At 40.3% G+C, this 22,565-nt stretch carries 21 protein-coding genes; 9 read left to right on the forward strand and 12 right to left on the reverse strand.

Annotated elements, in window-relative coordinates:
• Nucleotides 1-11: 11 nt before the first annotated feature.
• The 3 genes from B5Y40_RS03420 (at nucleotide 12) to B5Y40_RS03430 (ending at nucleotide 2,462) form a co-directional block, all read left to right on the forward strand.
• The gene (locus tag B5Y40_RS03420) at nucleotides 12-1,112 is read left to right on the forward strand and encodes a TlpA disulfide reductase family protein (RefSeq protein ID WP_079685298.1); all 1,101 of its coding nucleotides are present in this window, start codon (nucleotides 12-14) and stop codon (nucleotides 1,110-1,112) included.
• Nucleotides 1,113-1,131: 19 nt separating this feature from the next.
• On the forward strand, nucleotides 1,132-1,680 hold the full coding sequence (locus tag B5Y40_RS03425) for an alpha-L-fucosidase (protein WP_079685299.1): 549 nt from the start codon (nucleotides 1,132-1,134) through the stop codon (nucleotides 1,678-1,680).
• A gap of 95 nt (nucleotides 1,681-1,775) precedes the next feature.
• Nucleotides 1,776-2,462, forward strand: coding sequence for a basic secretory protein-like protein (locus tag B5Y40_RS03430; RefSeq protein WP_079685300.1), 687 nt, complete (start codon nucleotides 1,776-1,778; stop codon nucleotides 2,460-2,462).
• A gap of 155 nt (nucleotides 2,463-2,617) precedes the next feature.
• Here the strand turns inward: B5Y40_RS03430 and B5Y40_RS29290 are convergent, their stop codons facing one another.
• Nucleotides 2,618-2,842, reverse strand: a complete 225-nt coding sequence (locus B5Y40_RS29290; RefSeq protein WP_143785586.1) for a hypothetical protein — start codon at nucleotides 2,840-2,842, stop codon at nucleotides 2,618-2,620.
• A 458-nt stretch (nucleotides 2,843-3,300) separates the two neighbouring features.
• Between B5Y40_RS29290 and B5Y40_RS03440 the strand changes: the two genes are divergently transcribed.
• From B5Y40_RS03440 to B5Y40_RS03450, 3 genes are all read left to right on the forward strand, one after another.
• Nucleotides 3,301-6,027: a PKD domain-containing protein gene (locus B5Y40_RS03440; protein ID WP_079685302.1), complete on the forward strand. Its 2,727-nt coding sequence runs from the start codon at nucleotides 3,301-3,303 to the stop codon at nucleotides 6,025-6,027.
• A gap of 75 nt (nucleotides 6,028-6,102) precedes the next feature.
• Nucleotides 6,103-6,744, forward strand: a complete 642-nt coding sequence (locus tag B5Y40_RS03445) for a hypothetical protein (protein WP_079685303.1) — start codon at nucleotides 6,103-6,105, stop codon at nucleotides 6,742-6,744.
• Nucleotides 6,745-7,423: 679 nt separating this feature from the next.
• Nucleotides 7,424-7,936, forward strand: coding sequence for a nucleotidyltransferase (locus tag B5Y40_RS03450; RefSeq protein WP_079685304.1), 513 nt, complete (start codon nucleotides 7,424-7,426; stop codon nucleotides 7,934-7,936).
• Nucleotides 7,937-8,411: 475 nt separating this feature from the next.
• Here the strand turns inward: B5Y40_RS03450 and B5Y40_RS03455 are convergent, their stop codons facing one another.
• The 6 genes from B5Y40_RS03455 to B5Y40_RS03480 all read right to left on the reverse strand — a co-directional run bounded on the left by B5Y40_RS03455 (nucleotide 8,412) and on the right by B5Y40_RS03480 (nucleotide 13,543).
• Entirely contained in the window at nucleotides 8,412-8,930 is a 519-nt protein-coding gene (locus B5Y40_RS03455; RefSeq protein WP_143785587.1) for a hypothetical protein, read from the reverse strand.
• Between the two features lie 345 nt (nucleotides 8,931-9,275).
• Entirely contained in the window at nucleotides 9,276-10,298 is a 1,023-nt protein-coding gene (locus B5Y40_RS03460; protein ID WP_079685306.1) for a hypothetical protein, read from the reverse strand.
• Nucleotides 10,295-12,184, reverse strand: coding sequence for an AAA family ATPase (locus tag B5Y40_RS03465; RefSeq protein ID WP_079685307.1), 1,890 nt, complete (start codon nucleotides 12,182-12,184; stop codon nucleotides 10,295-10,297). The genes B5Y40_RS03460 and B5Y40_RS03465 overlap by 4 nt, the downstream gene beginning before the upstream one ends.
• Nucleotides 12,185-12,409: 225 nt before the next feature.
• Nucleotides 12,410-12,598, reverse strand: a complete 189-nt coding sequence (locus B5Y40_RS03470) for a hypothetical protein (protein ID WP_079685308.1) — start codon at nucleotides 12,596-12,598, stop codon at nucleotides 12,410-12,412.
• Nucleotides 12,599-12,616: 18 nt separating this feature from the next.
• Entirely contained in the window at nucleotides 12,617-12,883 is a 267-nt protein-coding gene (locus B5Y40_RS03475; RefSeq protein ID WP_221408926.1) for a type ISP restriction/modification enzyme, read from the reverse strand.
• A gap of 456 nt (nucleotides 12,884-13,339) precedes the next feature.
• Nucleotides 13,340-13,543 carry a response regulator transcription factor gene (locus B5Y40_RS03480; protein ID WP_079685309.1) on the reverse strand — a complete coding sequence of 68 codons (204 nt, stop codon included), beginning with the start codon at nucleotides 13,541-13,543 and terminating at the stop codon, nucleotides 13,340-13,342.
• 85 nt (nucleotides 13,544-13,628) lie between these two features.
• Here B5Y40_RS03480 and B5Y40_RS03485 point away from each other — a divergent pair, with 85 nt between their 5' ends.
• The 3 genes from B5Y40_RS03485 to B5Y40_RS03495 are packed head-to-tail and all read left to right on the forward strand — an operon-like array spanning nucleotide 13,629 to nucleotide 15,177.
• The gene (locus tag B5Y40_RS03485) at nucleotides 13,629-13,985 is read left to right on the forward strand and encodes a hypothetical protein (RefSeq protein ID WP_143785588.1); all 357 of its coding nucleotides are present in this window, start codon (nucleotides 13,629-13,631) and stop codon (nucleotides 13,983-13,985) included.
• Between the two features lie 17 nt (nucleotides 13,986-14,002).
• A complete protein-coding gene (locus B5Y40_RS03490) occupies nucleotides 14,003-14,338 on the forward strand; it encodes a hypothetical protein (protein WP_079685311.1) in 336 nt (111 codons plus the stop codon).
• A 2-nt stretch (nucleotides 14,339-14,340) separates the two neighbouring features.
• Nucleotides 14,341-15,177: a HEPN domain-containing protein gene (locus tag B5Y40_RS03495; protein WP_079685312.1), complete on the forward strand. Its 837-nt coding sequence runs from the start codon at nucleotides 14,341-14,343 to the stop codon at nucleotides 15,175-15,177.
• Between the two features lie 127 nt (nucleotides 15,178-15,304).
• On the opposite strand, the gene B5Y40_RS03500 is transcribed toward B5Y40_RS03495, so the two are convergent.
• The 5 genes from B5Y40_RS03500 to B5Y40_RS03520 all read right to left on the reverse strand — a co-directional run bounded on the left by B5Y40_RS03500 (nucleotide 15,305) and on the right by B5Y40_RS03520 (nucleotide 22,554).
• On the reverse strand, nucleotides 15,305-16,168 hold the full coding sequence (locus B5Y40_RS03500; protein ID WP_079685313.1) for a hypothetical protein: 864 nt from the start codon (nucleotides 16,166-16,168) through the stop codon (nucleotides 15,305-15,307).
• Nucleotides 16,169-16,930: 762 nt separating this feature from the next.
• Nucleotides 16,931-17,035: a hypothetical protein gene (locus B5Y40_RS30080; RefSeq protein WP_394333174.1), complete on the reverse strand. Its 105-nt coding sequence runs from the start codon at nucleotides 17,033-17,035 to the stop codon at nucleotides 16,931-16,933.
• A 209-nt stretch (nucleotides 17,036-17,244) separates the two neighbouring features.
• Nucleotides 17,245-17,388: a hypothetical protein gene (locus tag B5Y40_RS29805; protein ID WP_221408863.1), complete on the reverse strand. Its 144-nt coding sequence runs from the start codon at nucleotides 17,386-17,388 to the stop codon at nucleotides 17,245-17,247.
• Between the two features lie 348 nt (nucleotides 17,389-17,736).
• Entirely contained in the window at nucleotides 17,737-18,381 is a 645-nt protein-coding gene (locus B5Y40_RS03515) for a papain-like cysteine protease family protein (protein ID WP_079685315.1), read from the reverse strand.
• An 18-nt stretch (nucleotides 18,382-18,399) separates the two neighbouring features.
• On the reverse strand, nucleotides 18,400-22,554 hold the full coding sequence (locus B5Y40_RS03520) for a hypothetical protein (protein ID WP_079685316.1): 4,155 nt from the start codon (nucleotides 22,552-22,554) through the stop codon (nucleotides 18,400-18,402).
• Between the last annotated feature and the right edge of the window lie 11 nt (nucleotides 22,555-22,565).

The following is a 22,565-nucleotide window of genomic DNA, read 5'->3' on the forward strand; positions in this document are numbered from 1 at the left end:
TTCTGATAAAGATGAAATCAATTATTCTTGCATTTGTCACATCCCTGTTCTTCTTCAATGATCCGCTCGTTGATGTACAGGAGCGTGGCTTCGTGATCCATGGTAAACTGGAAGGACTCAAGCCTTCATATCTATATATGTATCACTCCTATAAAGGTGTTGAGCATCGCGACTCGTTGCTCTTGAAAGATGGTACATTTCAGTTCAGTGGGAAAGTAGCAGAACCGTCTATGTGCATTATCTTCTCCAAAGAAGTACGCTTCCAGAAAGTGTTCTACGTGGAGAATTCAGACATGAAGTTTACAGGAAATGTTGAGGCACCGGATAAAATTGTAATCACGGGGTCACCTGTGCAAAGCGATTATAGTATACTTGATAAACGTATTGCTGAGCACCGCGTTAAAACGATGGCTATATATGATCAGGCTGAAGCCGCAAAGAAAGCGAACAAAACGCAGGAAGCCGAGAAACTCACAGCCGAGGCTGATAAATTGTATCGCAGTGAAAGTGCAATCCGCAAGCAGTTTATCGCTGAGTATAGCAAAAGCTATGCTGCGTTGAGCGAACTTCTATACTGGACCAACGAGTCTAATTATCGCGAAGCATCAACACTATATGCGGCACTTTCCGATGAGCTTAAGGCAACGGATAAGGCGAAAGAAATTGTAGCGCACATCGCCAACCTTGAGGTAACACAGGTGGGTAAGCCTTATGTTGACTTTACCATGAATGACATAAAAGGTAATCCGGTAAAGCTGTCCTCCTATGCAGGTAAATATGTACTGTTGGAATTCTGGGCAAGCTGGTGTGGTCCCTGTCGTGCAGAAAATCCAAACCTGCGGGAGCAATATGCGAAATTCAAGGATAAAGGTTTTAATATACTTGGTGTGTCCCTCGATGATAAGGAAGATCGTTGGAGCAAGGCGCTTGAAAAAGATAATTTACCCTGGACACAAGTATCTGATCTGAAGGGCTGGCACAATGCAGCGGCGATACAATATGGCGTGCGTGCTATACCTGCTAATTTTTTGATTAGTCCCGAAGGAAAAATTATAGCACGTGACCTTCGTGGCGAAGCATTAAACGCCAAACTCTCTGAGATATTTCCATAGTGTATATATCGTAACGTTTATGGATCTGGACTGGGCCTACCCGGAAGTATCGCCTGCTATAATTAATTCCGAGAAACTGAATTGCGATCGATGGGTTAAAACGCTAAAGACGGATGACGTGTCGTACGGTTATATCACAACCAAACACCATAGCGGTTTTGCCTTGTGGGATACAAAGACCACGGAGTATAATGTGATGAATAGTCCGCTGAAGCGTGATGTGGTAAAAGAGTATTCCGATGTCTTTCATGCGAGTGGATTGAAAGTAATGCTATACTTCTCTATACTCGATACACATTACAGACTTCGGTCGGGGCAGATTATTGACGGACACATTGAAATGATCAAAGAGCAGCTTACCGAGTTGCTTACCCATTACGGTGATATTACTGCCGTTGTCATTGACGGATGGGACGCTCCGTGGTCGCGTATATCATACGATGATGTTCCGTTTGATGAAATATACTCATTGGTAAAATCGATTCAACCGAATTGTTTGGTAATGGATAAATTCAGCGAGGCACCTGCCATTACTGAGATCGGTGTGTGTAACAAGAAGCGACCGTAAAGCCTTATCATATTTAAATGAAACGTATAGCAGGCTCTTTTACAAGCCTGTACCTGCAAGTAATTTGTATTTTAAAATTTTAACAGATTGTGTAAATGAAAGTTAGAACATTAGTATATCTTCTGCTGGCTGTAGTCAGTGTGGCACCGCATAACGTGTTGTCTCAACAAAAGGAAACTGTAAAGAAACGTGGCTATACATTAATTTTTGTTAATTACGATAAGGCGTTCGATGTGAAAGTAAAAGAGCGGATGATCAAAACGTTTTTTGATGTATATCCGGTATTGGTGAAGGGGTATAATGCACACGCTGTAAAGGAAATTACATTTGAGATTGATACAGCGTATACTGGAGTAGCCGAAGCCTCGGGTGCGCATGTGCGCTATAATCCACAGTGGTTCCGCAGTCATCCGGGAGATATAGATGTGGTGACGCACGAGATCATGCACATCGTGCAGAATTATCCTGGTGATGCAGGACCCTGGTGGATTACCGAGGGTATTGCTGATTACGTACGGTATGTAAACGGCGTTGATAATGCGGGTGGGGGATGGGCATTACCACCCTATATGGAAGGACAGCACTATAGCAATGGTTATCGAGTAACGGCACGCTTCCTGGTATGGATGGAAAAACAGGTGAAGCCTGGTATAGTAAAGATTCTCGACCGCGCTATGCGCACAGCAACTTACACGGATGCTATCTGGCAACAACAAACCGGAAGAAGTATAGATCAACTATGGAGTTCTTACACAGAAAATCCTATTGTTGCCAGAAATTAGTTTGGATTATAGCCAGTACAGTATATCACGGTGAGGTCGATTAAAACATGTGGGCTGTACATAAAACTTGATTTTGAACTGATTATCCAAATGAAAAAATCAAATGTTATATAGTTGGTGTAACGAATCACTAATTGGTGCGAAAGATGGTGAGCCTACTTGCTGAGTGTAACCTTTTCAATGACGATGCTTACTAAAAAGAATATAGCCAGGAGGGTAAATGTGGCGATATTACCAAAGTCGAAGATGAGCAATAAAAAGACTATAGTTAAAAATGAAATAAAGCCGGCTATACGAAAGAACTTACTTTGACGCAACTTTCTGCTGTAACCATCCTCACTATAGTTCAAATTAATGGCTATGGTGATAAATCCTGGCATGAACCAACGCCATAGAGAACAATATCTTTTCCCACAGTGTAAGAGGAGTGTCGACATTCTTATAAAGTATATCTTGCTTCGCCTTTCTTTTGCCAATGAATCGATTTACCTCCTGAACAGATATTTGGCGTTTGTTTATCTCGGCCTCAACCGCCAATAGAGCATCTGGTGTATAGTCTTTTTTATTGCAAGCAATCTCTATCAATTCTCATTAGAAAGCTTTGCATGACGCAGAGCAAGTTCTTGTCTTCCAGGCAGCATCTATCAGAATATTTATTGTCTAAATGTAAATATTTTGATAGTAACTTAGTCTATATCTGATAAATGACGGAATTTTTTTAGGGTATATATCTTTGAAAATATCGTCATCATCTTATCTTCGTAGCCCAGTTAATTAGTTATACTCACCGAATAGCAGACATTCTTTTAAACTTAATATACACTTAACCCCTCGATGTATGAATCAAAAAATGATCGCCCTCATTTTACTTTTCACTTGTATTATCACAGTTCGTCTGGTTGCGCAGCCCTCCAGCCGGCAAGTTCCAAAGCAATGGACAAATGGTGGCTACCTGGAGTATCTCCCGGCTGGTTATGACTCTACCTCCCCACAACTTTACCCTGCTATTATATTTCTGCATGGGTCTGGAGAAAGGGGAACGGGTACATCTGCCGACTTGCAAAAGCTTGTAGGAAATGGTCCTCCAAAGATGATCAAGAACGGTCATGACATGTGCTTTACAGTTGGCGGAGTAAACGAATGTTTTATTGTTCTTTCACCTCAAACCAATCAATGGGATTTTGTAGGTGTAGGTGCACCCTTTGCACGCTGGGCGAAGTCGCACTATAAGATTGATCCGAACAGACTATATGTTACCGGCTTAAGTATGGGCGGTCGCGGAAGCTGGACGGCGGGATATGAAACGACTGCAGGAGAAACGTTGTTCAGTGCCATGGTACCGGTGGCTGCCAATGGAAGCTCATCCTATGGTACGGCAGCGGAAGCCAACAACATTCGCGTATGGGCTATACATGGCGATCAGGACACCGCGATTCCTTTGTCTGATGGTAAGATACCGGTGGATGCTATGGTGAAGCTCAAAGCCGACCCGGCCCCTATATTTACAATCGACCCTGGGTCTGACCACAATAAAACATATGAGCGCGCTTATCGCACGGACCACTCGGTATATAATCCAAACCTATATGAATGGTTTCTGTCGCTGAACACGCCAACCGTAAACAATCCGCCTACTGTTAGTGGTTCGGATCAGATTATAACCTGGCCGTTAAATTATACTACATTAACCGCCACTGCGTCTGATCCCGATGCAGGAGATGTCATTACATCCTATTACTGGTATAAGAAAAACGGAGGTACACTTACCCTTGTGGACTTCAAAGATTTCACAACGGCCAATTTAAAACTATCGAATTTGCAGCCGGGTACGCACGCGTTCATTCTGTTGGCCGTAAATGACAAAGGACAACATGCGTATGATGATGTTACATTGGTAGTGAATCAACTGCCGGTAGTGAATGCAGGAGCAGACCAGGTTGTTAGTCTTCCTGCTAACACTACTACGTTAACGGCTACTGCTTCTGATCCGAATCCAGGTGGTTCTATAAAATCATATCTCTGGAGTAAGGTTAGCGGACCTTCTGTAACGATTTCAAATTCTACGAAGGCTATAGCTAATCTCTCACAACTCGTGCTCGGTACCTATATATTTGAAGTGAAGGTAACCGACAATAACAATGCTGTCGCTACTGATCAGGTGCAGGTAACCGTAACAGCCACGAATGCATTGCCCACCGTTAATGCAGGCGCAGATGTAAACATCCATTTGCCGGCTAACTCAACAACCCTAACGGCAAACGCTACCGACGGTGATGGCACCATAACGGAATATCTCTGGGAAAAAGTAAGTGGGCCTTCTGTTACCATGTCAGGAGGAACCACAGCATCGTTGACTGTATCGAATCTGGTGGCTGGTAACTATATATTCCGCATCACGGTAAAAGATAATTTGAATGCAACAGCGTCAGACGATGTACAAGTACTTGTTAACGAACCTCCGGTTGTCAATGCAGGAGCAGATCAATTCATCACACTTCCGACAAACTCAACAATATTAAATGGTACAGCTACTGATGCAGATGATGCTATAGGCGCCTATATATGGACGCAGGTAAGTGGGCCAGCGGGAGCAACCCTAAGTGACGTTACTACTGCAACGCTATCCGCCAGTGGGCTTTTGCAAGGTATATATACTTTCCGGTTGACCGTAACGGATACACGTGGCGGTTTATCTTACGATGACGCTGTTGTAACCGTAACTGCGCAGCAGCAACCTGTTGTAGTATTCCGTGTCAACAATGGAGGTTTAGAAATTACTGATCCGGAATTAAACTGGGGTCTGGATAAAGAGGGAACGGATCCAACCAGACGTTCTCCTTATCTGGATATAACCCGCGCTACTTATACTACTGGCAGCAATACCTGGACAGGTACAAATACAACAGGAGCACCCAACAATATATTTGGTGGAAACCGGTATGCTACAACGGTAGGGCCAATGATCTGGCATTTCCCTACGGGCAACGGATCGTTCAAAGTAAAACTATTCTTTGCTGAGAAGGGCGGCACCGGTGCAGTAAATGGAGCAGGACAACGTATATTCGATGTAAACGCAGAAGGTATGCTTGCCTTTGACAATGTAGATATATATGCAGAAGCCGGCATGGCTGCGTTGAAGCGTGAAGCCGATGTTACAGTAACCGATGGTACACTTGATCTTGAATTTGTGCGCAACGTCAATAATCCACAGGTAAATGGTATAGAGATCGTAAGATTATCAGGAGCAGGTGCACGTATAGCTGGTGGTAATCACAATGAGAAAATAGCTTCTGAGATCGAATTATATAGTAACAGCTCGGTATATGCTTATCCGAATCCGATTGCCAGCACTACCTTTATTCATTTCAGGAATCCACAAAGTGGTTCCATTGTATTAAAAGTATCAGGCAGCACAGGAAAGACCGTTAAGGAAATACAGTTACAGGCAGATGACACCTCTGTTATACCTCTTGATCTTCCGGTAGAGAGTATGTCCAGTGGATTATACCTACTGGAAGTAAAAACAAGATCCGGTCGTAAAGTGATCAAGTTGTTTAATAAATAGGGCTATATATTCATAGAGGGGGCTGCGGTAATCTGCAGCCCTTTATTTGTATTTCATGTAAACAATTTAATTATTATGAAAGACCGCATTCTCCATCTGATTACAGAATCCACTATGGTATTTCTTAGTGTTTTGTCAGCATTCTTTATAAGCAGTTGGGCGGAGCAAAAGAAGGAAGAAAAATATCAGGCAACAATATTAGATCACCTACGCAATGATGTTAAAAAAGACAGTGCAAATATTATTGATGCCATCGAGGTCGTAGGAGTTCAGCATGATAGCTTAACAATATTACTCAATGATCTATATGTCATGAACCATAAAAAAGCAAATGCTAACATTTATTGCACTTACTTCTGCTATAATGTATTCGAGCCAACGACTTCCACATATCAATCTATGTTATTTAGTGGAGATATGAAATTGATCGATATGAGAAAACTGAAATCAATCAAGGATGTTGAAGAGGTAAATCAGAAACTTCGTGACTTGCATGCGCGGTATCAATCTAATATTGAATTATTCAGAAATACATTCATTTCTCAATATAATGTTGAACGTTTTGATTTTGCTGCTGTTCCTTCCGATAAAGGAATTGAGTTTTGGAATCGGCTAAACTTTCTTAGCGCGAACGTTAAGTATTATTATGAGGCGCTTCTCATAGCACAGATGAAGTATAATAATTTGCTAGCGGATTTGAAGGTTCGAAAATCCTAAATGCGCATAGTGTTCAATTGAGCATCGCCGACTTCTAAGATTGCGATCCTGTATTGAGATAGTATTTCAATGGGGATTTATCGGTATACCTGGATGATATACTTTCCGATAGAGTAGCTGAAAACAAAAAGCCCGAACCATCCAGATTCGGGCTTTCATATTTTCTTTGTATCGTGTGGAGCCGCAGAGAACAAAACTTACTATATATCATTCTCGCTCTCAGGGATATTCGTTATACTATATCTATAGGTATCGAATTTCCGCCTGTTCAAATCGGATCAAATCGATCCAAACCGTATGACGGTAAATATATAGGTTGTTTTTGAATCGTTCAAGTGCTTTTAAGACTATATAGCAAGCATTAAGGATATTTTGGATTTGGTCAACGAGTAACTATACTAAGCCATCTTTCAGCAATCATGGTAAGCAAGCGTGGATTGTATTTGTCGCCTAAAAGCGCGAAATTTGAAAAACTATTGAGCTAAATGGCTCGTTTGATTGTCTGATGATTAAAGCAATTGTATACCATAGAATCGAGGAAAAGGAGGCGCTAGAGAGAGAGCTAATGGCCGCTGTTCCGAAAAAAAAACGTGAGGCTGCTTCAAAAGCTTTGATGAACATTTTTTCTCATTCCGAAAAAAAAGGTTCAGCGAAGAAATCTCTAAATACACAATAAACAATGATCGGTGAGGAGTTAAAGCAATATCTTATCAAGGTATGCAGCGTTCTCAACTCACACCACGTAGAGTATCTTGTGGTCGGTGGAGCAGCAGTTAGTCACTACGGCTTTAATCGCCCTTCTGGAATAGGTCAGGTGAACCCGAACCTGAAAGCAGATCTTGATTTTTGGTATAACCCAACGGCTGAGAATTACCATAACCTTGTTCAAGCGCTTGACGAATTGCAAGTTGATACGACGGATCTAAAGGAGTTAATTTTTGACAAGAAGCGAACGTTCTTAAAAATTCCTCATGAAGATTTTCATACAGATTTTCTTCCCATAATGGAAGGCTTAGATTCATTTTTAAGTTGTAATTCGAAGGCTGAAATCATTGACATCGGAGGCGTTACTCTTCGCATACTTTCTTACGATGATTTGATAGCAAATAAGCGTACTGTCAATCGTAAAACCGATCAGTCGGATATTACAGAGCTTAGCAAAGTGCGCAGGAGAAGGGGTAAAGGTATTTAATCAATGAATTGAGGAGGGAGTCTGAACTCTTCGCCTACTCGTTGGATGTCAATTTTTTGTAACCGATAGGTATTCTCTTTCCCGAATTCCCACCTTTACAAATAGATTCACTTAGTTCAATTCGTAATGTGGGGGTGAAGATAGGGAGAATTGCTTGAATTTGAAACGTACTCTCAATTCCTTCGAGTAAAGGCAATAGTACGAAGGCAATGATCAAGTAACTCCTGATCATTGATTAGCTCAGTAGCATAGGCTGGATTAGTATCATGATGGAATTTGTTGGAATAATCCTTTAGACGAGCTAGCTCAGTCAAGTCGGCCTGAGTTAATATAGTCGAGCCATTTGACAACGCGGTAACACACCTGCCGTGAAATGGGCCTAGTAGTGTGCCTGGAGGAAATACTTCTGAATATGCAACCCTAAAGTATGCTTCAAGGACTGGTCGTAATGCAACTGCCACTTCACGTTGCTTTGTCACATCAGCTGTCGAGATGTAATATCCAGAATTGGTTGTAACGCACAGAAAGCATCTATTGAATAATTTCCACGCGCGGAGGCCGGGATGGCCGCTTCCTTTTCCCTCAATGAGCGATTGTGCTCTTCTATTCTTGCCACATGAGTTTGTAACTGACTATTTAGGGCAATACCGCTTGCACCCAAAATGAGTTCGTGAAGCTTCTGCTTGTTCTGCTTCGAAATCTCAAGTCCTAAGCAAACATTTTCAGTAACAAAACTATCATCAAACACCGCGACATCTTGAAAACTAGCTGACCAGGAATTGTTTTGAAAGTTATAAGATCGATTGCCAATCTGAAGTACAACGTGAGGAGGATTATTTGAGCCAAGCCTTTGACGTTTTATTACTAGCGTGGGGTTATTCTGAGCTAGCGACCGGAGTATGGCAGAAAATGTAGTTTTTCCGCGTCCATTTTCCGCATTGAATAATGTGAGTTTAGTCAAAGGAATTCTTGGACCTGGAGATATTGAAATCAAACTGTCCGATGTTTCTCAACAAGCTGATTTCCGAAATCATAATTTTTGCTTTACCACTGACTAATTAAACATTAACAACTACATACCGTGCGCTAGTAAATTCTTGAGATCAAACCAGTATGACTCATTCCAATATTTTCTTGCACTTCCTGAAGTTGATGGCAAAACAAAAATCTTGGTTATACCAAAGGTTTGATTCTGCCGGCCATAGTTTACTAAACTGGCCGAAGCCTCGCCCTTCCACAGAACACTACGTCAAGGTCTGCACACAAAACATCCTTTAACATACCTTTCCTAATTCTTGATATTTGAAATCAAATGCGCCGTCACAAACGCAATTATTAATTACAAATTTTTTAAAAGATCAAATAAACCCAACTGTTTCGCAATGTCCTTGGTCAGTTTTGCTAATACTCGATCACCTAATTTGTCTTGACGGATGTAGTTACCTATGACAAACTCAAGCACTTCTTCATTTGAACTAAAAAGAGGATTTCCTGCTTTTGTTCCAAACTCCTTAAGCTGTCTCAACTTCTCTTCATTATAGTAATATGACTTTCTGATTAATTCAACAACGTAATCTTTGTGCATATTACTTAAATCAATAATTCGAAATGTTTCCGCATTCTTTTGGGCTCTACCATAAAGCACCGTGTCAACAGTTGAGTCTTCCTCTTCTAAAAGAATATTGAAACTCTTCTTTTTTCCGTGTATGAAATCAACAGCCGTAACATCAATTCTGAAACTCATTACATCATCACAATTATCAATATAAGGATGGAAGTTATCAGCTATATTAAAAACATCTGATCCTTTAAGGTTCGAATTGCAAATTGAACAGCTGGGAACTAGGTTATAGAAAGAAACAGCGAAGTAAGGGTTAGTACCTTTATCATAAAAATGATCGAATTGTGGTCTTGTCTTGTCCGTTTTCCCTTTGAGCGTGAATGTGTACTGCCTATTACAATATAAGCATACATTTGCACCTAACTTTTCTGCTAAATCGTAGGCATGCTTACTTCTGGAAAATTTATCATAATCAAATATTCTCATTATCTCACTATTAAGAATCTTTCGAACAGCCTTCACTTGCTTTGGCGGTATACCTACTGTTCTTGCCGTAAGAATTGCCTCATAAAGGGGTGAAAGAATAGTTCGATGATTCTCTAATTCACTGGGCTTTTTTGTGATAATATCTCTGAGTCTAATGTGGACTTCATTGTAGAAGGCCATCTCCGTTGGGGGCAGTCCAGAAGCTAACTTTGCTGCGAGAGCATTCTCGATACTAAATGGATTACCCTTCAATAGCCTGAAGTGCTGCTTAGCAAGTTTATCCAGTTCAGTTAGGCTCTTTCCAATTGTTATCATTTACTCGGCCTTTTTTTCTTCATAAGCTTCAATTCATTAATCTTCTTCTCTAACTCTTCAATTTCCTCATCAACACCAAACTCTCTTATCCATAGCTCTTTCAAACGATTTTTGATGACTGGTTCTCCGATTATTTCAATTATGTTTTTCATTGACTGCAACTTGGAGATGTCCCGATTTTTATTCTTAATGAAACCGATCACTTCATTGATCTTTTTCTCTGCAAAGCTACCAACGAGGCCATTTTCTAGATAAAAGCTATTTGAAAGTAACGTGTGAATGTTTGATGCAAATGTTTCTTTTCTATCGTTATCTGGGTTCTGGGCAATTTGATACTGAACTCCGTCTTCTTGATTGAGCTTGTCCTTTCTAAGAAATAAAATGTTTGACTTTGGTAGATCAGAAGCTAGATATGGTGTGTTTGATGTTAAGATTAATTGAATCTTCCTCTTGCCAAAGTTCTTTGGTAGAAACGAAATCAAAAGCTCCAAATACTTCCTTTGCCACTCCGGATGAAAATAGACATCTCCTTCATCGATTAATATGAGCAAGTGATCCTTAAGTCTTAAGTTATGCGGGGCCTGACTGTCGGAGAGCGAGTGAAATCGGGAAAAAAGGGTGAGCATGGATTGCTCACCCGAACTTAATCCTCTCCAGTAGAATGTTAAAAAATCAGAAAAAGGACGTGCGTTTATGTATAGATTCAGGAATTTACCGATGTCGTCTTTGCCCTCAAAGGTAACATTAAGAACTAAGGCTCCTCCATCGTCTGTTGGATGGAATGCGGTGTGTCTCCGAACAAGGTACTTAAACAAGAAGTCAACGAGATCAATGGAACTCTGTATAAAAGTATAGGCTTTGTCGCCTTCACGATCCTTCAAAATCTCCCTGAAGAAATTGAAGAAGAATTCCATAAAGCTATTCCCAGCGATTGATCTTAAGTACTCGCCCTCGGATTGAAAGCGAGGAAAATCTAAATTATTCTTAAAATAATTGAACAAAATGGCACGACAAATTCGGTTGATAAAAACTTGCCCTGATTCGTTGGAAATCGAAAACTCACTTGCCTGACTATCTAAGAATTCCAGTAAGCGCTGTGCGCTCGATTCGACACGCTTCATTACATTTTTATCTTCCTCTAAGATCGTCACCACTAATTCATTCGGAAGTTTAAAGTCTAGTTGTGATCGATTCTCGGTCGTAATGAATTGGATATTCCTACCGAGTTCCCTTACCTTATATGCATCGGTCTTGTCAATGGTGGCTTTGAATTCAGAAGCATAATTTTCATGGTCCTTATCTAAAATTGCAAGTGTAGATATATTATTGAATCTGTTTTCAGTGTCCTCCGTCACGGCTTCTTCGAGTGGAGGTTGTAGCTTTGATGAATACCTTAGATCAAAAATATTTGAGTAATAAATCACGGAACAATTATAGAAGGCTCGGATGTCCGGGTAAAAACTTAATGTACCAAGCTTTGACTCCTCTGAATTATGATCAATTTCAAACGTCTTGAAAACATTAGTTCGATCAATCAGTGGCAATTTCAATCCGTTTACAAAATATATTTTTAGTGGATTTTTGTTGTCATCATGGTCTTTGATTGCAACAATACATCGACTCTTTATCCCCTGGCCAAACGCAAGCTCATCTCTAATAAATTCCAGTATGTTAGATTTTCCAGTTCCATTTTGGCCAATTATGGCCGTGACATTTAAGATGTGCTTATTAACAAAGAAATTCTGAAGAGCAAATTTCTTTTGGTCTACCGAGATGCTTACTTCTTGATCTTCAATCGAAGTTGTGAATAGAAATTCATTACTGAAGTTAAAGCCTTCGCTTTTAAAATTTCGATACGCATCAACATATAAGTACAAGAGTTCCATACTGATGAAAGTGGTGTAGTAGGTTCTAAAACTTGAAACTTCGAAAAACCCTGCCGACAATTCTACCGTCTCAACAATTGAGTGAAGAAAACTTTATACCTTCCCAACTTAGGCGACTTGTTCTCAATTGATAAAGTGTTCGTGACTGGATCAAAAACAAAATCTCCAAATTCGTTTTTGAATTCAGTGTGAAACCTATTAATCGTTATCACATTTCCCTCTTCCTCAATTGAGACAGTCCCCACCATCATAACCTTGCATGACAAGCTTACATTTGAGATCCTCTTCATATTCCTTATTTCCAAGAACAAATTTGACGCGGCAATCAAATAGTAAATCACCATTTGAAAGCTCTCTTGGATTGTTTAGTCCTGATTTGAATGCACCAAACGCTTCGATATTTTTCAAGCTCATATAAGAATTGTAAAATCTCTATTCAAACTTAACCTTCGGCAATCCCGCCACAATATCAACCGTCTGCACACTTACATTGATGATGCTTAACAACAAATCCAGAATGTAAGTCGGCTTCTCTACTTCACGCAACCAGTCATTTGGGTCGTTTTTATGCCGCTTTCCTTGTGTATCCGTTACTTGGTAACGCTCCATAATCCACTCGATAGCGCTCTTACCGTTTACTATATACTCGCAAGCTTTTACCGGGATGTTCTCTATTCGAATTCTGCTGTTATAAAGGATAGTATCCTTCTGATCTTTTTGGAAAGCGCATTTTTTCTACCGAATAGAATTTATACGCATCCGGCAGGGATTGTAAATCTTTTGTAAAAGATTGATTATCAGTTAAAACAGAAGCGATAAAAATCAACGCACCTAATTGCGCACCTTTAATTTCAAGCGTAGTAACAACTTGAATTCTGCGATGAAATTAGTTTTTAGATACTTAAATAACAAGAGGTAATTCTTATCCTTTCAGCTTTAGTGGAGTCACGAGACTAGAGAAGAGGGCTATTTTACTTACAGCGCATTTGAAAGTATAGGTTACAAAAGTGAACTATCTTTCTAAAGGTATATATATACTCCTATCTTGATGAACATTTAGAAGGGAAAGGCAGTGATCCGAAATGAGCTGTGTACATACGAATTCTCTCTTAGTAGAGAGAGCTCTAAATATATGAAACCGCACTAAGAGGTAAATCATTTAAGCCACTTTTTTCTAAATCCATAAGCGACCAAATGGGCTGCATTTCTTACTTGAAATCTGTTCAGCATTTCAATACGAATTGCGTCAATTGTCTTCTTACTATTTCCAAGACTTTTAGCAATCTCTTCGCTACTATGACCCTCCGAAATCAATCGGAGCACTTGAAGCTGCTTTTCTGTGATATCAACTTTTTTCACATACCAATATTAATAGATAGAAATATTTAGGTATTTTTACCCCCATATTTATACGGGTACATTTTTAACATAAATGCTTGATAGTATGAAATTTATAAACTCACCTTATCCGCTTGTAAAGTTGCCGAATGATCTGCAACTGACATTATTTCTCATCAAAGAAGAGCTCAAAAGCCGCAAGTTCTTCAACACCCTTCAGCAGATGGGCCTAGATGACTGCTACTTCCAGCCGCACCTCGATACGCTCATTCTGCGAAGCCTGGATATGGATGATGAATTGGATTCCACCTTTGATGCCTATTATGAAATTATCGAACGCAGGAGCAAGAAGATTGATGCTGATAATGACTCCATCATGAAGCAAGCTTTGAAAGCGTACTACGAACTACTTGAGCAAAGGAAAAAACTCAACGCTGTTAAGAAGGAAGCCAAGGTTTCATAGAATCAAATCCTGTAGCCATGTCAAAAAGTATTATATCCCTGATGAGGTTAGCCAGTCATGAACAGGTAACGATCTACCTCATTGAACAGCAGCTAAAGTGCAGGAGGTTCTTTGATGACCTGGAGCATATCGGTTTAGGCCCCTATGATTTTGAACCCAACCTCGATCACCTCATCCTGAAAAATGTTGAGCTTGATGATGGCACCGATAAGACCTACAACCAGTATTCAAAAATTCTCGACAAACACAGCAAGCAAATGCAACCCGAATTTCGGGCCATCGAAAGGCAGGCTGTAAAGATGTACAACGAGCTTATCGCATTGAATAAACCGAAGGCCACAAAAAGAAAATAGGTATGCGCCTGGCCGACATCACCACACCGGAATTCCGTTCTATCATTGATGGAATCGTAAGGGAAATATCTCCCGTTGCTGTAGTGTGTTTCGGGCATACTCTTTCGATAGTGAATTATACCAGTTGCTTCCAGGCAACAACATCAGAACATCATCACTATGACCTGCTGATAGTACAGTCCAACTCTAATCACTACAAAGATCACGAGATCATCGATCTTGTTAAGAATGAATTCCCAGATGGTTTGTCGGTAAATGTATTGTCACATAGTGAACGATCTGTTCTTACTGCAATACAGCAACTTCATCCTTTCTTTTGTCGGGTGTTCCGCGAAGGTCATGTTTTGTACCTAGCAGTGAATAGCCCTATTAAGATGGATAAAATCAAAACAGTTGATGCAGATGTAGATCAAAGCAAACTTGCCCAGGAATGTAAGCGTTCATTTGATCTCTCAGGAAATTTTCTGGCGATGGCCTCCGATGCGCTGGGCAGTCACCTTCACGATGTAGCAGTTTTTCTTCTTCACCAGTCAATGGAGCAAATGTGTATCGCTTCAATCAAAGCACATTTGAAATACCGCCCGACTACCCACAATCTTTCCAAACTGATTGACCTAATAGGCTGCTATCTTCCCCAAGTAAAAAGCATATTTCCGTGCAACACGAATGACGAACAGCTAATGTTTGACTTTTTACGAAGGGCATACTCTGATGTGAGGTACAAGCTTAACTACCGGCTACCTCCACACATAGCATTTTCATTGTTGGAGCGCGTGAACGAATTCCAAAATCTTGTTGAGGATAAGTATAATCTGGAATTTGTATGGCCGAAGGTTTAGATCAAACCCTCGTCAGTGAATGAGTAATAGCTTTCGCTTGTGAGGATGATATGATCAAGAAGTTATATTTCGAGCAGGTTGCTCCGGATTTTCCGCCAACGAGCTGGTGATGTCTCTTGCGTTAATGTTAGATTGTTCGTTTCGAATTCGTGCGATATTTAGTCCCCGTAATTAATCCAACGTAAAACTGCTCGTTTAGAAAAACGAGTACTTCCTTGCAGTGCTTAATATCTTTTGGAAAAATAATTTTCTTATTCTTGTCAAGCTCAATCATCAAGTTGAATTCTTTTGCGTCCTTTTTTATTGTTTTAGTGTTGGCACCATCTAGTATCTTACTTTTTTGTAACAAGGTCACCTGCTTTCGAATGACAGAATTCGAGTGATCTAGAAACCATTGTTGATCGATAATCGAAATATTATCATGCGTTGAAAACTTTGTCAAATCCCTATTCGTCGCTTCAACATAAAATTCTGACAGACTGAATATCTTATTTGCATTTGCATAGGATAGAAATTTGAATTTTCCATCCGCATATATCGCATGGACGGCATTGTCCACAATAAATGCATCTTCTTTCAGTGCGTCATATGTTTGATTGTTATACACGATAATGTTACGGTTTATTAATAATTTTCTGCTATCAAAATTTTGGAAGTAGAAAATTTTGTCCTCGACCCAGAAAAGAGTTTTTATTGTCTCAGTCTTCAATTTCAAGACAGGAATTCCGATACCATTACTTAGTACTTCAAGCACTGCGGCATTCAAGTCCATTTTTACATAAAGTATTTCGCCTTCATCAATTACGTAGTTACCATCAAACTTCACCTCGTCTAACTCACTATTAGTTAATCGCACACCGGCCGAGACAAACACTTCTTTGATCGACGCTGATACGTCTTGAGTCAGGTTTATCCTTCTTACAGCGCCGGTATCAATAATTGCGTAGAAATTATTAACTGTCTTTTGGGTTGTTGTTTTCTTAGGTGACATTTATTAGCATATGATTTGTTAAAGCTACATATCGAGTAAACTGGTTTTGGTTGATTAGAATAGTTTTTGATAGAACAAGGTAGGTCACCTCCTTTTTACTCTGCACTTCATAATTTCTATACCCGAGGATGACTCGAAAAACTAAATTGAAATGGTAAGAGTCGTTTACGATCAACGCATATATGAGTGAAATAATAAAGAACCCTGTTAAGAAAATCATGTCGTTTAATCCTTTGAACGGAATTTTGAAAAGTGGGAGAAGGATGCTAAAAAGAAGTGTAAGGAAGTTACTGTCAGCAGGTTTAATTTGTTTAACATCAAATGCACCAACGCTTAGCGTCGATGTCGCATTTTTAATAAGACTTCGAGAAACAATGACCATTATAATGAAAACAAGAATAAGGTAATGATTCTTAATAATCTCTTTAAGCCCTTCAAGCGTAGCAGCAAGTGAATTAAGGTGGAAGTAAATGTCAAAAAAATTCCAGTTATGAATAACATTAATAAGCCACGCCGTGAATAGGATCGGGGAAAAGCCTAAAAGGATTAAAGTTATTCGTATAAAATTTGAATACATCTAATGTGTAGTTTACGCGTGCGGTACGAATATTTATGAAAAAAGCCCATCTCAGAATTCCTTATCAAGAATGCTGGGATGGGCTCTATACAAATATAGAAAAATATTAATGCTATCAAAATGCAGCCTAAGGAGATCGATATCGCTTTAATTAGATAATGAGTCGTAACTATTGTGTGAGATGGTTAATATAATTGGTCAACAAATCTAGTATTTGTTCTTGCGGCGATCGGATTCGCTGAATGAACCCAAAACTGAAGATTTGTCAGATCTAAACCAGACTCATGCACGAGCCACTTTGCGCATGTATAGCCATCGGGAGCAACTTCCTCGTTTGCATCAAGCCAAGATCGTTGTCAAAGCTTATAAAGTCGGGAAGGCCATTTGACTTTATATAGAGAACAAAGTCATCATGGCTTCTTACAACATCAAATGAATCTTGTTCGCTAAAAAATATAGGATTCGTTAGGACAAGCAGCCAATGGTTGGATTATGAGACTTATCCTTCCGATAAGTTCATAATCATCTGCTTCAGTTCGAAGTACGTTTCACATCCGTTTCGATTACCGAAAGTTTCCCACGCAACACTAATTGGCAAAAATGTATGGCTTGAGAAGAATCCCACTCCAGCGATAGCATTCATTGGACTTTTGAGTTTAAAAAGGAAAGGCGCTCCTGGAGTTAGTACTTTAAAACTTACAGATCCACTAAGGCTGCCAAAAGTTGATATCCTCTGGATTGATTTGGCTCAGGTATCTAAACCAATTGTTATCAGTGACGCCCATGTAAAATTTCATTCAATCTAAATGAGTAAGAAACGTATAAGCCACTAAAATTATAACCATGATTCATCAGAAAGCAAGAAAGTACCCCGAGTTTGCAATCATTTAGAGTAAAAAAGATAGGGCGAGCTGATAACAGACGCGCCTGTCACAAACATCGTGTATTTAAACAATATTGATGATGTTGAATCTGGAGAATACTGTGAGGATTAGAATTGAGGTTTGGTTAGATAATAGTCCGTTATTGCCCCTAGATCTTTATAAAACAACTCAAGCTCTAAGAGAGTTATTGTACCAGGATTTCGCTCGGGCCATGGGTCTTGCACGTCGATCGTTCCATTATCGTGAAACCCATGAATGACAACGAAATGCCCATCGCCAGACCTCCATTCTATTCTTACACATACTAACCGTCCATTTGTTATCTGCTGCTTTATCAAATCAAACGAAGGTGCCCCTCCATGCATGCTTACAAAATTCCCGGTATATTTTAGGGGTTCATCTAAAGAAAATGGAGCGTCACATTTTGTTAGGTCCGTACAACAGTCATCCCTTTTGAATGCTTGGTTTGCAAGTTTGCACTGTGTGAAGGTAGAGGAAGGATCGTAAAATTTTGAAACACTGGAAGCGACAGCAGCCCAGCACAAATTGAGTGCTGCTTGCTTTTGAATCGTGAATGTCAACGTTTTAAAAAGAGAGCTGGAGGTTGTCGTATTGTTATCAATGGCGACGTCTGTCACATCGGCTATCTCAACTTTTTCGTTGATGTGATACGATGTCTTTGAAAACTGCACATTTTGACCTTGAGCCAAATGGCATGCAAAAATGCATACTAGTAAAATTAGGTTTTTCATATTGGTTAGTGTTTTATTTTAGATCATTTCAAGGAGATTGCATGTAAGTACCAGACGCTTTCTAATATCATTCACTGGATCACTTTCGTTGGTGGTGAATTCCTCTCCATCTTTGTTGAGTGCATGGTAGGTTTCGTACTCTTCGAGATAAATAGCATCTTCTCCATCAGGAACGATGGTTACCATTGCTTCATTGATCAAATCTACCGGCCGGACATTTTGTTCGGTACTTTGGGCAACAAAGTTCAGGATCAAGGGAGTAACGGAATCTTTGTTTCGTCGCACAGTTCTAACATAGAATTGATTCGCCGGAATGTTTTTAGACTTACCGCTTACAGTAAGTGCTCCATCCTTCGTGTTCCAAATGATACTGCGGTCTGGGAATATCTGAACTTGTGGAGCCATGGCCACCTTGGAAAATCTAAAATCGTAACGATCTTTTAGCGTTATAGAATGTTCCTGGTATTTACATAGCGCGAGTTTCAAAAATGGCATGTACATGTCATCGGTTTGATTAGCTTTGATTTCTAGATCCGCGAAGAACAGTTTCTTGGTTGAGTCGAAGTGGACATCGAAGAGTGCCGCTGTTACTTTTACACCAGGACGTGTGTCAATATCTGATTCTTTCCTAGGATCAAAATTTAGCAGGGGTGCGTCAACTTGCGTGAAAACCGATTGCGTGAAAAACGTTTTCTTCAAACCTACAGATGGCTTGGATTCAAATGCAGGGTCCCTTCCAATTGATGAAACGAATCCTTCGAGGTCTTCACCTATGGTAAGGGCATCAGGAATAAACATCACTGCTAGTTTTTCTTCGGCACCAGATTCATACCAAGAGCCTTCAAGATATATCCTAAAATTTTGGTTGGTACGGGTTAGTCTACTTGGGCTTCCCTTTTCAAGGTTCCAATGGAGCAACGGAACAATGGAATGGACGACAGGTGCTTTAAGTTTTTTGGAGTTCTTCACAATCTGTTTTTGCTCCAATTCCCTTCGATAAATGAAATGTTCTGCATCTTCTTTTTCAGGGAAGAATTGCCTGAATCTGGAATGACCCTCTAGTTTGTAGGTGACTTCTCGAAACTTTGTGTCGTTAAATGAATGAGATAACCAACGGTCTTGGCCGAGCAGCGGGCTCTCCATAAATGATTTCACTCGCTCCCCACCATACTTCAGAGGCGATAGCGGCGGTGGCGGCGTGACTATGCGACTTTGAACGGGCTCATTTCTGGCAATTTCGAAATTTGCTTCCCTGAGATTTTTGAAAGTTTTGACTTTGATAATTTCAACTGGGTCATAACCTTTTTCACTATTAAGATTGATCACGAAGTCTGTGTACTTCATGGTTAGAACAATTTCTGAAGAGGAAGAGAAAGGAAATACTACGCTTTCATCGGGTACTTTAAAAAGAACGTCGACGTTAAGGTCGCCTTCATATTTTCTATCGCCCCGTGTCGAAATGTCTATTCCAGGATACGCATGTGGATTAACGACTTTGGTTAAGGGTAACCGGTCAAGAACTTGTAGTTTAAGTTTCCTTAGATCGGGGCAATATAAAATCGGCCTTTTTACTGCATGTATAGCAAATATTTTTTTGATAGTCTTCAGCGCGTTTGTAGTGTCGCAAAAAATGTCCTTGTAGGCATCCTTAAGGTGATCGACAGAAACTGTTATTGATACTTCACCGATCGTACCTGGCCTGAGGTTTACGTTGACGGTATGCGCATCGTATTCTGGGTGAGTTGTTGGATGTCGATGAATTGAATTCAAATATTTGTCCTTGCATTCGAGCACTATACGTTTGAAAGTTTGATCAAGGTAATTGGGTTCAAATTCAAGCGTGGCACTAGCGGTTCCAAGGTCGGCCCCGTCTCCATAACATTCCGGCTCCCAAACGAGCTCACCATCTTCCAGCCTGTTCAATATTTTCATCGTCATTCGAACTTTGCTGTACACGGGATCTGTTATAAATGGAATCTTGTCGCCCATCTGAAAATGTTCGATTTTATAATTCTTTGGCGCTTCGTATGCAGCGCGTGTATATATTTCGCGGCGTAAATGCTTGTTGTGTAATAGCGAATCGAACTCACCATGGATTTCAGCAAAATGAACCGATATTCGGGGCGGTGAAATACTGCGTTCAGATGTCGCACGTGTATAGCGGGTCGTTCGTGTATCAATAATTTTGGTATCCATCATTTCACCACTGGACCGGATGATCATCACGTCTGCACTTTCTCCTAAATACCGATCCTTGATACAATAAACTTCTGATATGTGCTCGCGGGGATTCTCAGAATCAAATTTTATTGCTTTATGGTATGCCCTATCACAGAAATAGAATTGTACCGGACCTACGCGTTCAATACGTCTATATGGTTTCTTCGTATTAATGTCCAGTTCAGGATGACTACCCTCCGTTTTCATTTTAACAGTGTTACCACAGATGTCGACCACCCGAATTCGAAATGTGTAACCTCGACCAAAGCGTAGCGGCAATAGTGAACCTACTGGGGGCCTGTTATCGATTAGCTCAAGGTCGTTATATTCCCAAAAGCCTTCTTTTATTTTTTCATCTTGAACATGATTGCCGATTTGCGGGCAAACAAGGCTCCAGTTATTCCATCGACATATTTCTTCATTGATATATAACTTTCCTGATTTACCAGCAACGGCAACTTCGCTAATCCAGCCTTCATCTTTATAGTCCTTGAGAATAGTTTCGCGTTTATCGGATGAGGTTTTTTTACTTCTGTCTACCGTATATGTGGCAATGCGCTCTGACAGCGATTTGAAATTATTCTTCCCTAGGTTACTCACTTCGATCACATAACCACTGTCAAGGTGATGGCCAAAAATTACGTAGTCATCTATGTTGGACGAAGCATTGTCGTAGGTATTGATTTTAATAGGTTTATTATTTTGTTCATCAATTGTGACTTGACCAGGAGGATCGTTTGGCGCTAGGAGATTCTTAAGTCGAAGGGTGAGTCCTTCTGAGGTTCCGTTATCGTCAGCGATTGCAGGCGCCGGATTCAACAAGTCACTGAGTGCAGCATAATTGCGCGTAGTCACTTCGGGGTTGTCTGGCAAACGGTTAGCCATTTTCTTTAGGCTTTTTGCGCGATTAAATTGCTCCGATACGATTTCATAAAAGGGTTTACCATTAACCATGGGTCCAGCGGCGTGTATGTATCCATTTTCAACTATGAAATAGTTCTGACTAAGCATCTCGGAATATTTAATCGAGAATTGTTTTGAGCCTTTATTGAAATGAAAATATGTCCATGGGGTTTTGAAGTCGATCTCATCGATAAAGTTCTTCCATTTATCGGTTTCTAGATTTTTGGGTAGGTTATCTATTCCTGTAATTTTGATTAGGTTATTTTTACAAAGCGCTGGACCTTCGTTGTCGCACTTGTTATCTTCCTTACAGTAGCCATCTGGGCCGAGCGCTATTTTGAAGTCCAAGATCCATCCAGTTGCCCGGAGAAGATGAGGATAGGTTGCTAAAATTGACATCCTCTTATGAAATTCTTGATTCTCTTTGTTACGCAGGATAATCTCATCTTCCTCCATTCGATTCTCACTAATATCCTCTTCCGCAGTAGCGTGGCTTACTTCCGGAATAATTTGAATTGGAGGTGCCTCTGGAAGACATTGTTCTTGCGTGAATGTTGTACCTGCTCCATGAGTCTTGGAATTATACACTCGGAGTGATTTTTCTTTTAGCGCGCCCTCATCGAACTCCCAACCACGCACGGGTGTATTGTCGTTAAATAAACACGTCCACAGCTCTTTCGTGTCGTCGATGATCGGGTAGGATTTTGGCAGATCATCCATACAGTCGCCACGGGTAGCACCCGTCGGCTGTGCTTTTTTTAAACTTTCGAGAATAGATCCGTCAAATTCAATATCAAGGTAATCTTTGTCTTTGACCACCGTTCGATATTCCCTGGTTCCTTGATTGTAGGAAATGCAACAGAAGGATGCTTTGAGGTTTGCATGGGATTTAAAAAATTCAATGAAATCGTACCAACGCGCGATTTCAAAATAGTCTTTCAGGATACCATTTTGTGGTAGTCGTGGGGAAAGGAAAACCGAAAAATATGCGTGGGTTTCGTCGACACGCTTCGGGGTAATCGTGCAGATGATGGTCGTGTTTTTGGCCATGATGTGGGTTG

Source organism: Ohtaekwangia koreensis (genome assembly GCF_900167975.1).
In the GTDB taxonomy this organism is placed as follows: Bacteria; Bacteroidota; Bacteroidia; order Cytophagales; family Cyclobacteriaceae; genus Ohtaekwangia; species Ohtaekwangia koreensis.

Bases quoted from the DNA above. Each gene is read 5' to 3' on its own strand.
- B5Y40_RS03485 (WP_143785588.1), top strand. From the start codon at position 13,629: ATGAAATTTATAAACTCACCTTATCCGCTTGTAAAGTTGCCGAATGAT.
- B5Y40_RS03465 (WP_079685307.1), bottom strand. From the start codon at position 12,184: ATGGAACTCTTGTACTTATATGTTGATGCGTATCGAAATTTTAAAAGC.
- B5Y40_RS03450 (WP_079685304.1), top strand. From the start codon at position 7,424: ATGATCGGTGAGGAGTTAAAGCAATATCTTATCAAGGTATGCAGCGTT.
- B5Y40_RS03445 (WP_079685303.1), top strand. From the start codon at position 6,103: ATGAAAGACCGCATTCTCCATCTGATTACAGAATCCACTATGGTATTT.
- B5Y40_RS03440 (WP_079685302.1), top strand. From the start codon at position 3,301: ATGAATCAAAAAATGATCGCCCTCATTTTACTTTTCACTTGTATTATC.
- B5Y40_RS03515 (WP_079685315.1), bottom strand. From the start codon at position 18,381: ATGAAAAACCTAATTTTACTAGTATGCATTTTTGCATGCCATTTGGCT.
- B5Y40_RS03470 (WP_079685308.1), bottom strand. From the start codon at position 12,598: ATGAGCTTGAAAAATATCGAAGCGTTTGGTGCATTCAAATCAGGACTA.
- B5Y40_RS03490 (WP_079685311.1), top strand. From the start codon at position 14,003: ATGTCAAAAAGTATTATATCCCTGATGAGGTTAGCCAGTCATGAACAG.
- B5Y40_RS03420 (WP_079685298.1), top strand. From the start codon at position 12: ATGAAATCAATTATTCTTGCATTTGTCACATCCCTGTTCTTCTTCAAT.
- B5Y40_RS03495 (WP_079685312.1), top strand. From the start codon at position 14,341: ATGCGCCTGGCCGACATCACCACACCGGAATTCCGTTCTATCATTGAT.
- B5Y40_RS29290 (WP_143785586.1), bottom strand. From the start codon at position 2,842: ATGCCAGGATTTATCACCATAGCCATTAATTTGAACTATAGTGAGGAT.
- B5Y40_RS03500 (WP_079685313.1), bottom strand. From the start codon at position 16,168: ATGTCACCTAAGAAAACAACAACCCAAAAGACAGTTAATAATTTCTAC.
- B5Y40_RS03460 (WP_079685306.1), bottom strand. From the start codon at position 10,298: ATGATAACAATTGGAAAGAGCCTAACTGAACTGGATAAACTTGCTAAG.
- B5Y40_RS29805 (WP_221408863.1), bottom strand. From the start codon at position 17,388: ATGAATGCTATCGCTGGAGTGGGATTCTTCTCAAGCCATACATTTTTG.
- B5Y40_RS03430 (WP_079685300.1), top strand. From the start codon at position 1,776: ATGAAAGTTAGAACATTAGTATATCTTCTGCTGGCTGTAGTCAGTGTG.
- B5Y40_RS03520 (WP_079685316.1), bottom strand. From the start codon at position 22,554: ATGGCCAAAAACACGACCATCATCTGCACGATTACCCCGAAGCGTGTC.
- B5Y40_RS03425 (WP_079685299.1), top strand. From the start codon at position 1,132: ATGGATCTGGACTGGGCCTACCCGGAAGTATCGCCTGCTATAATTAAT.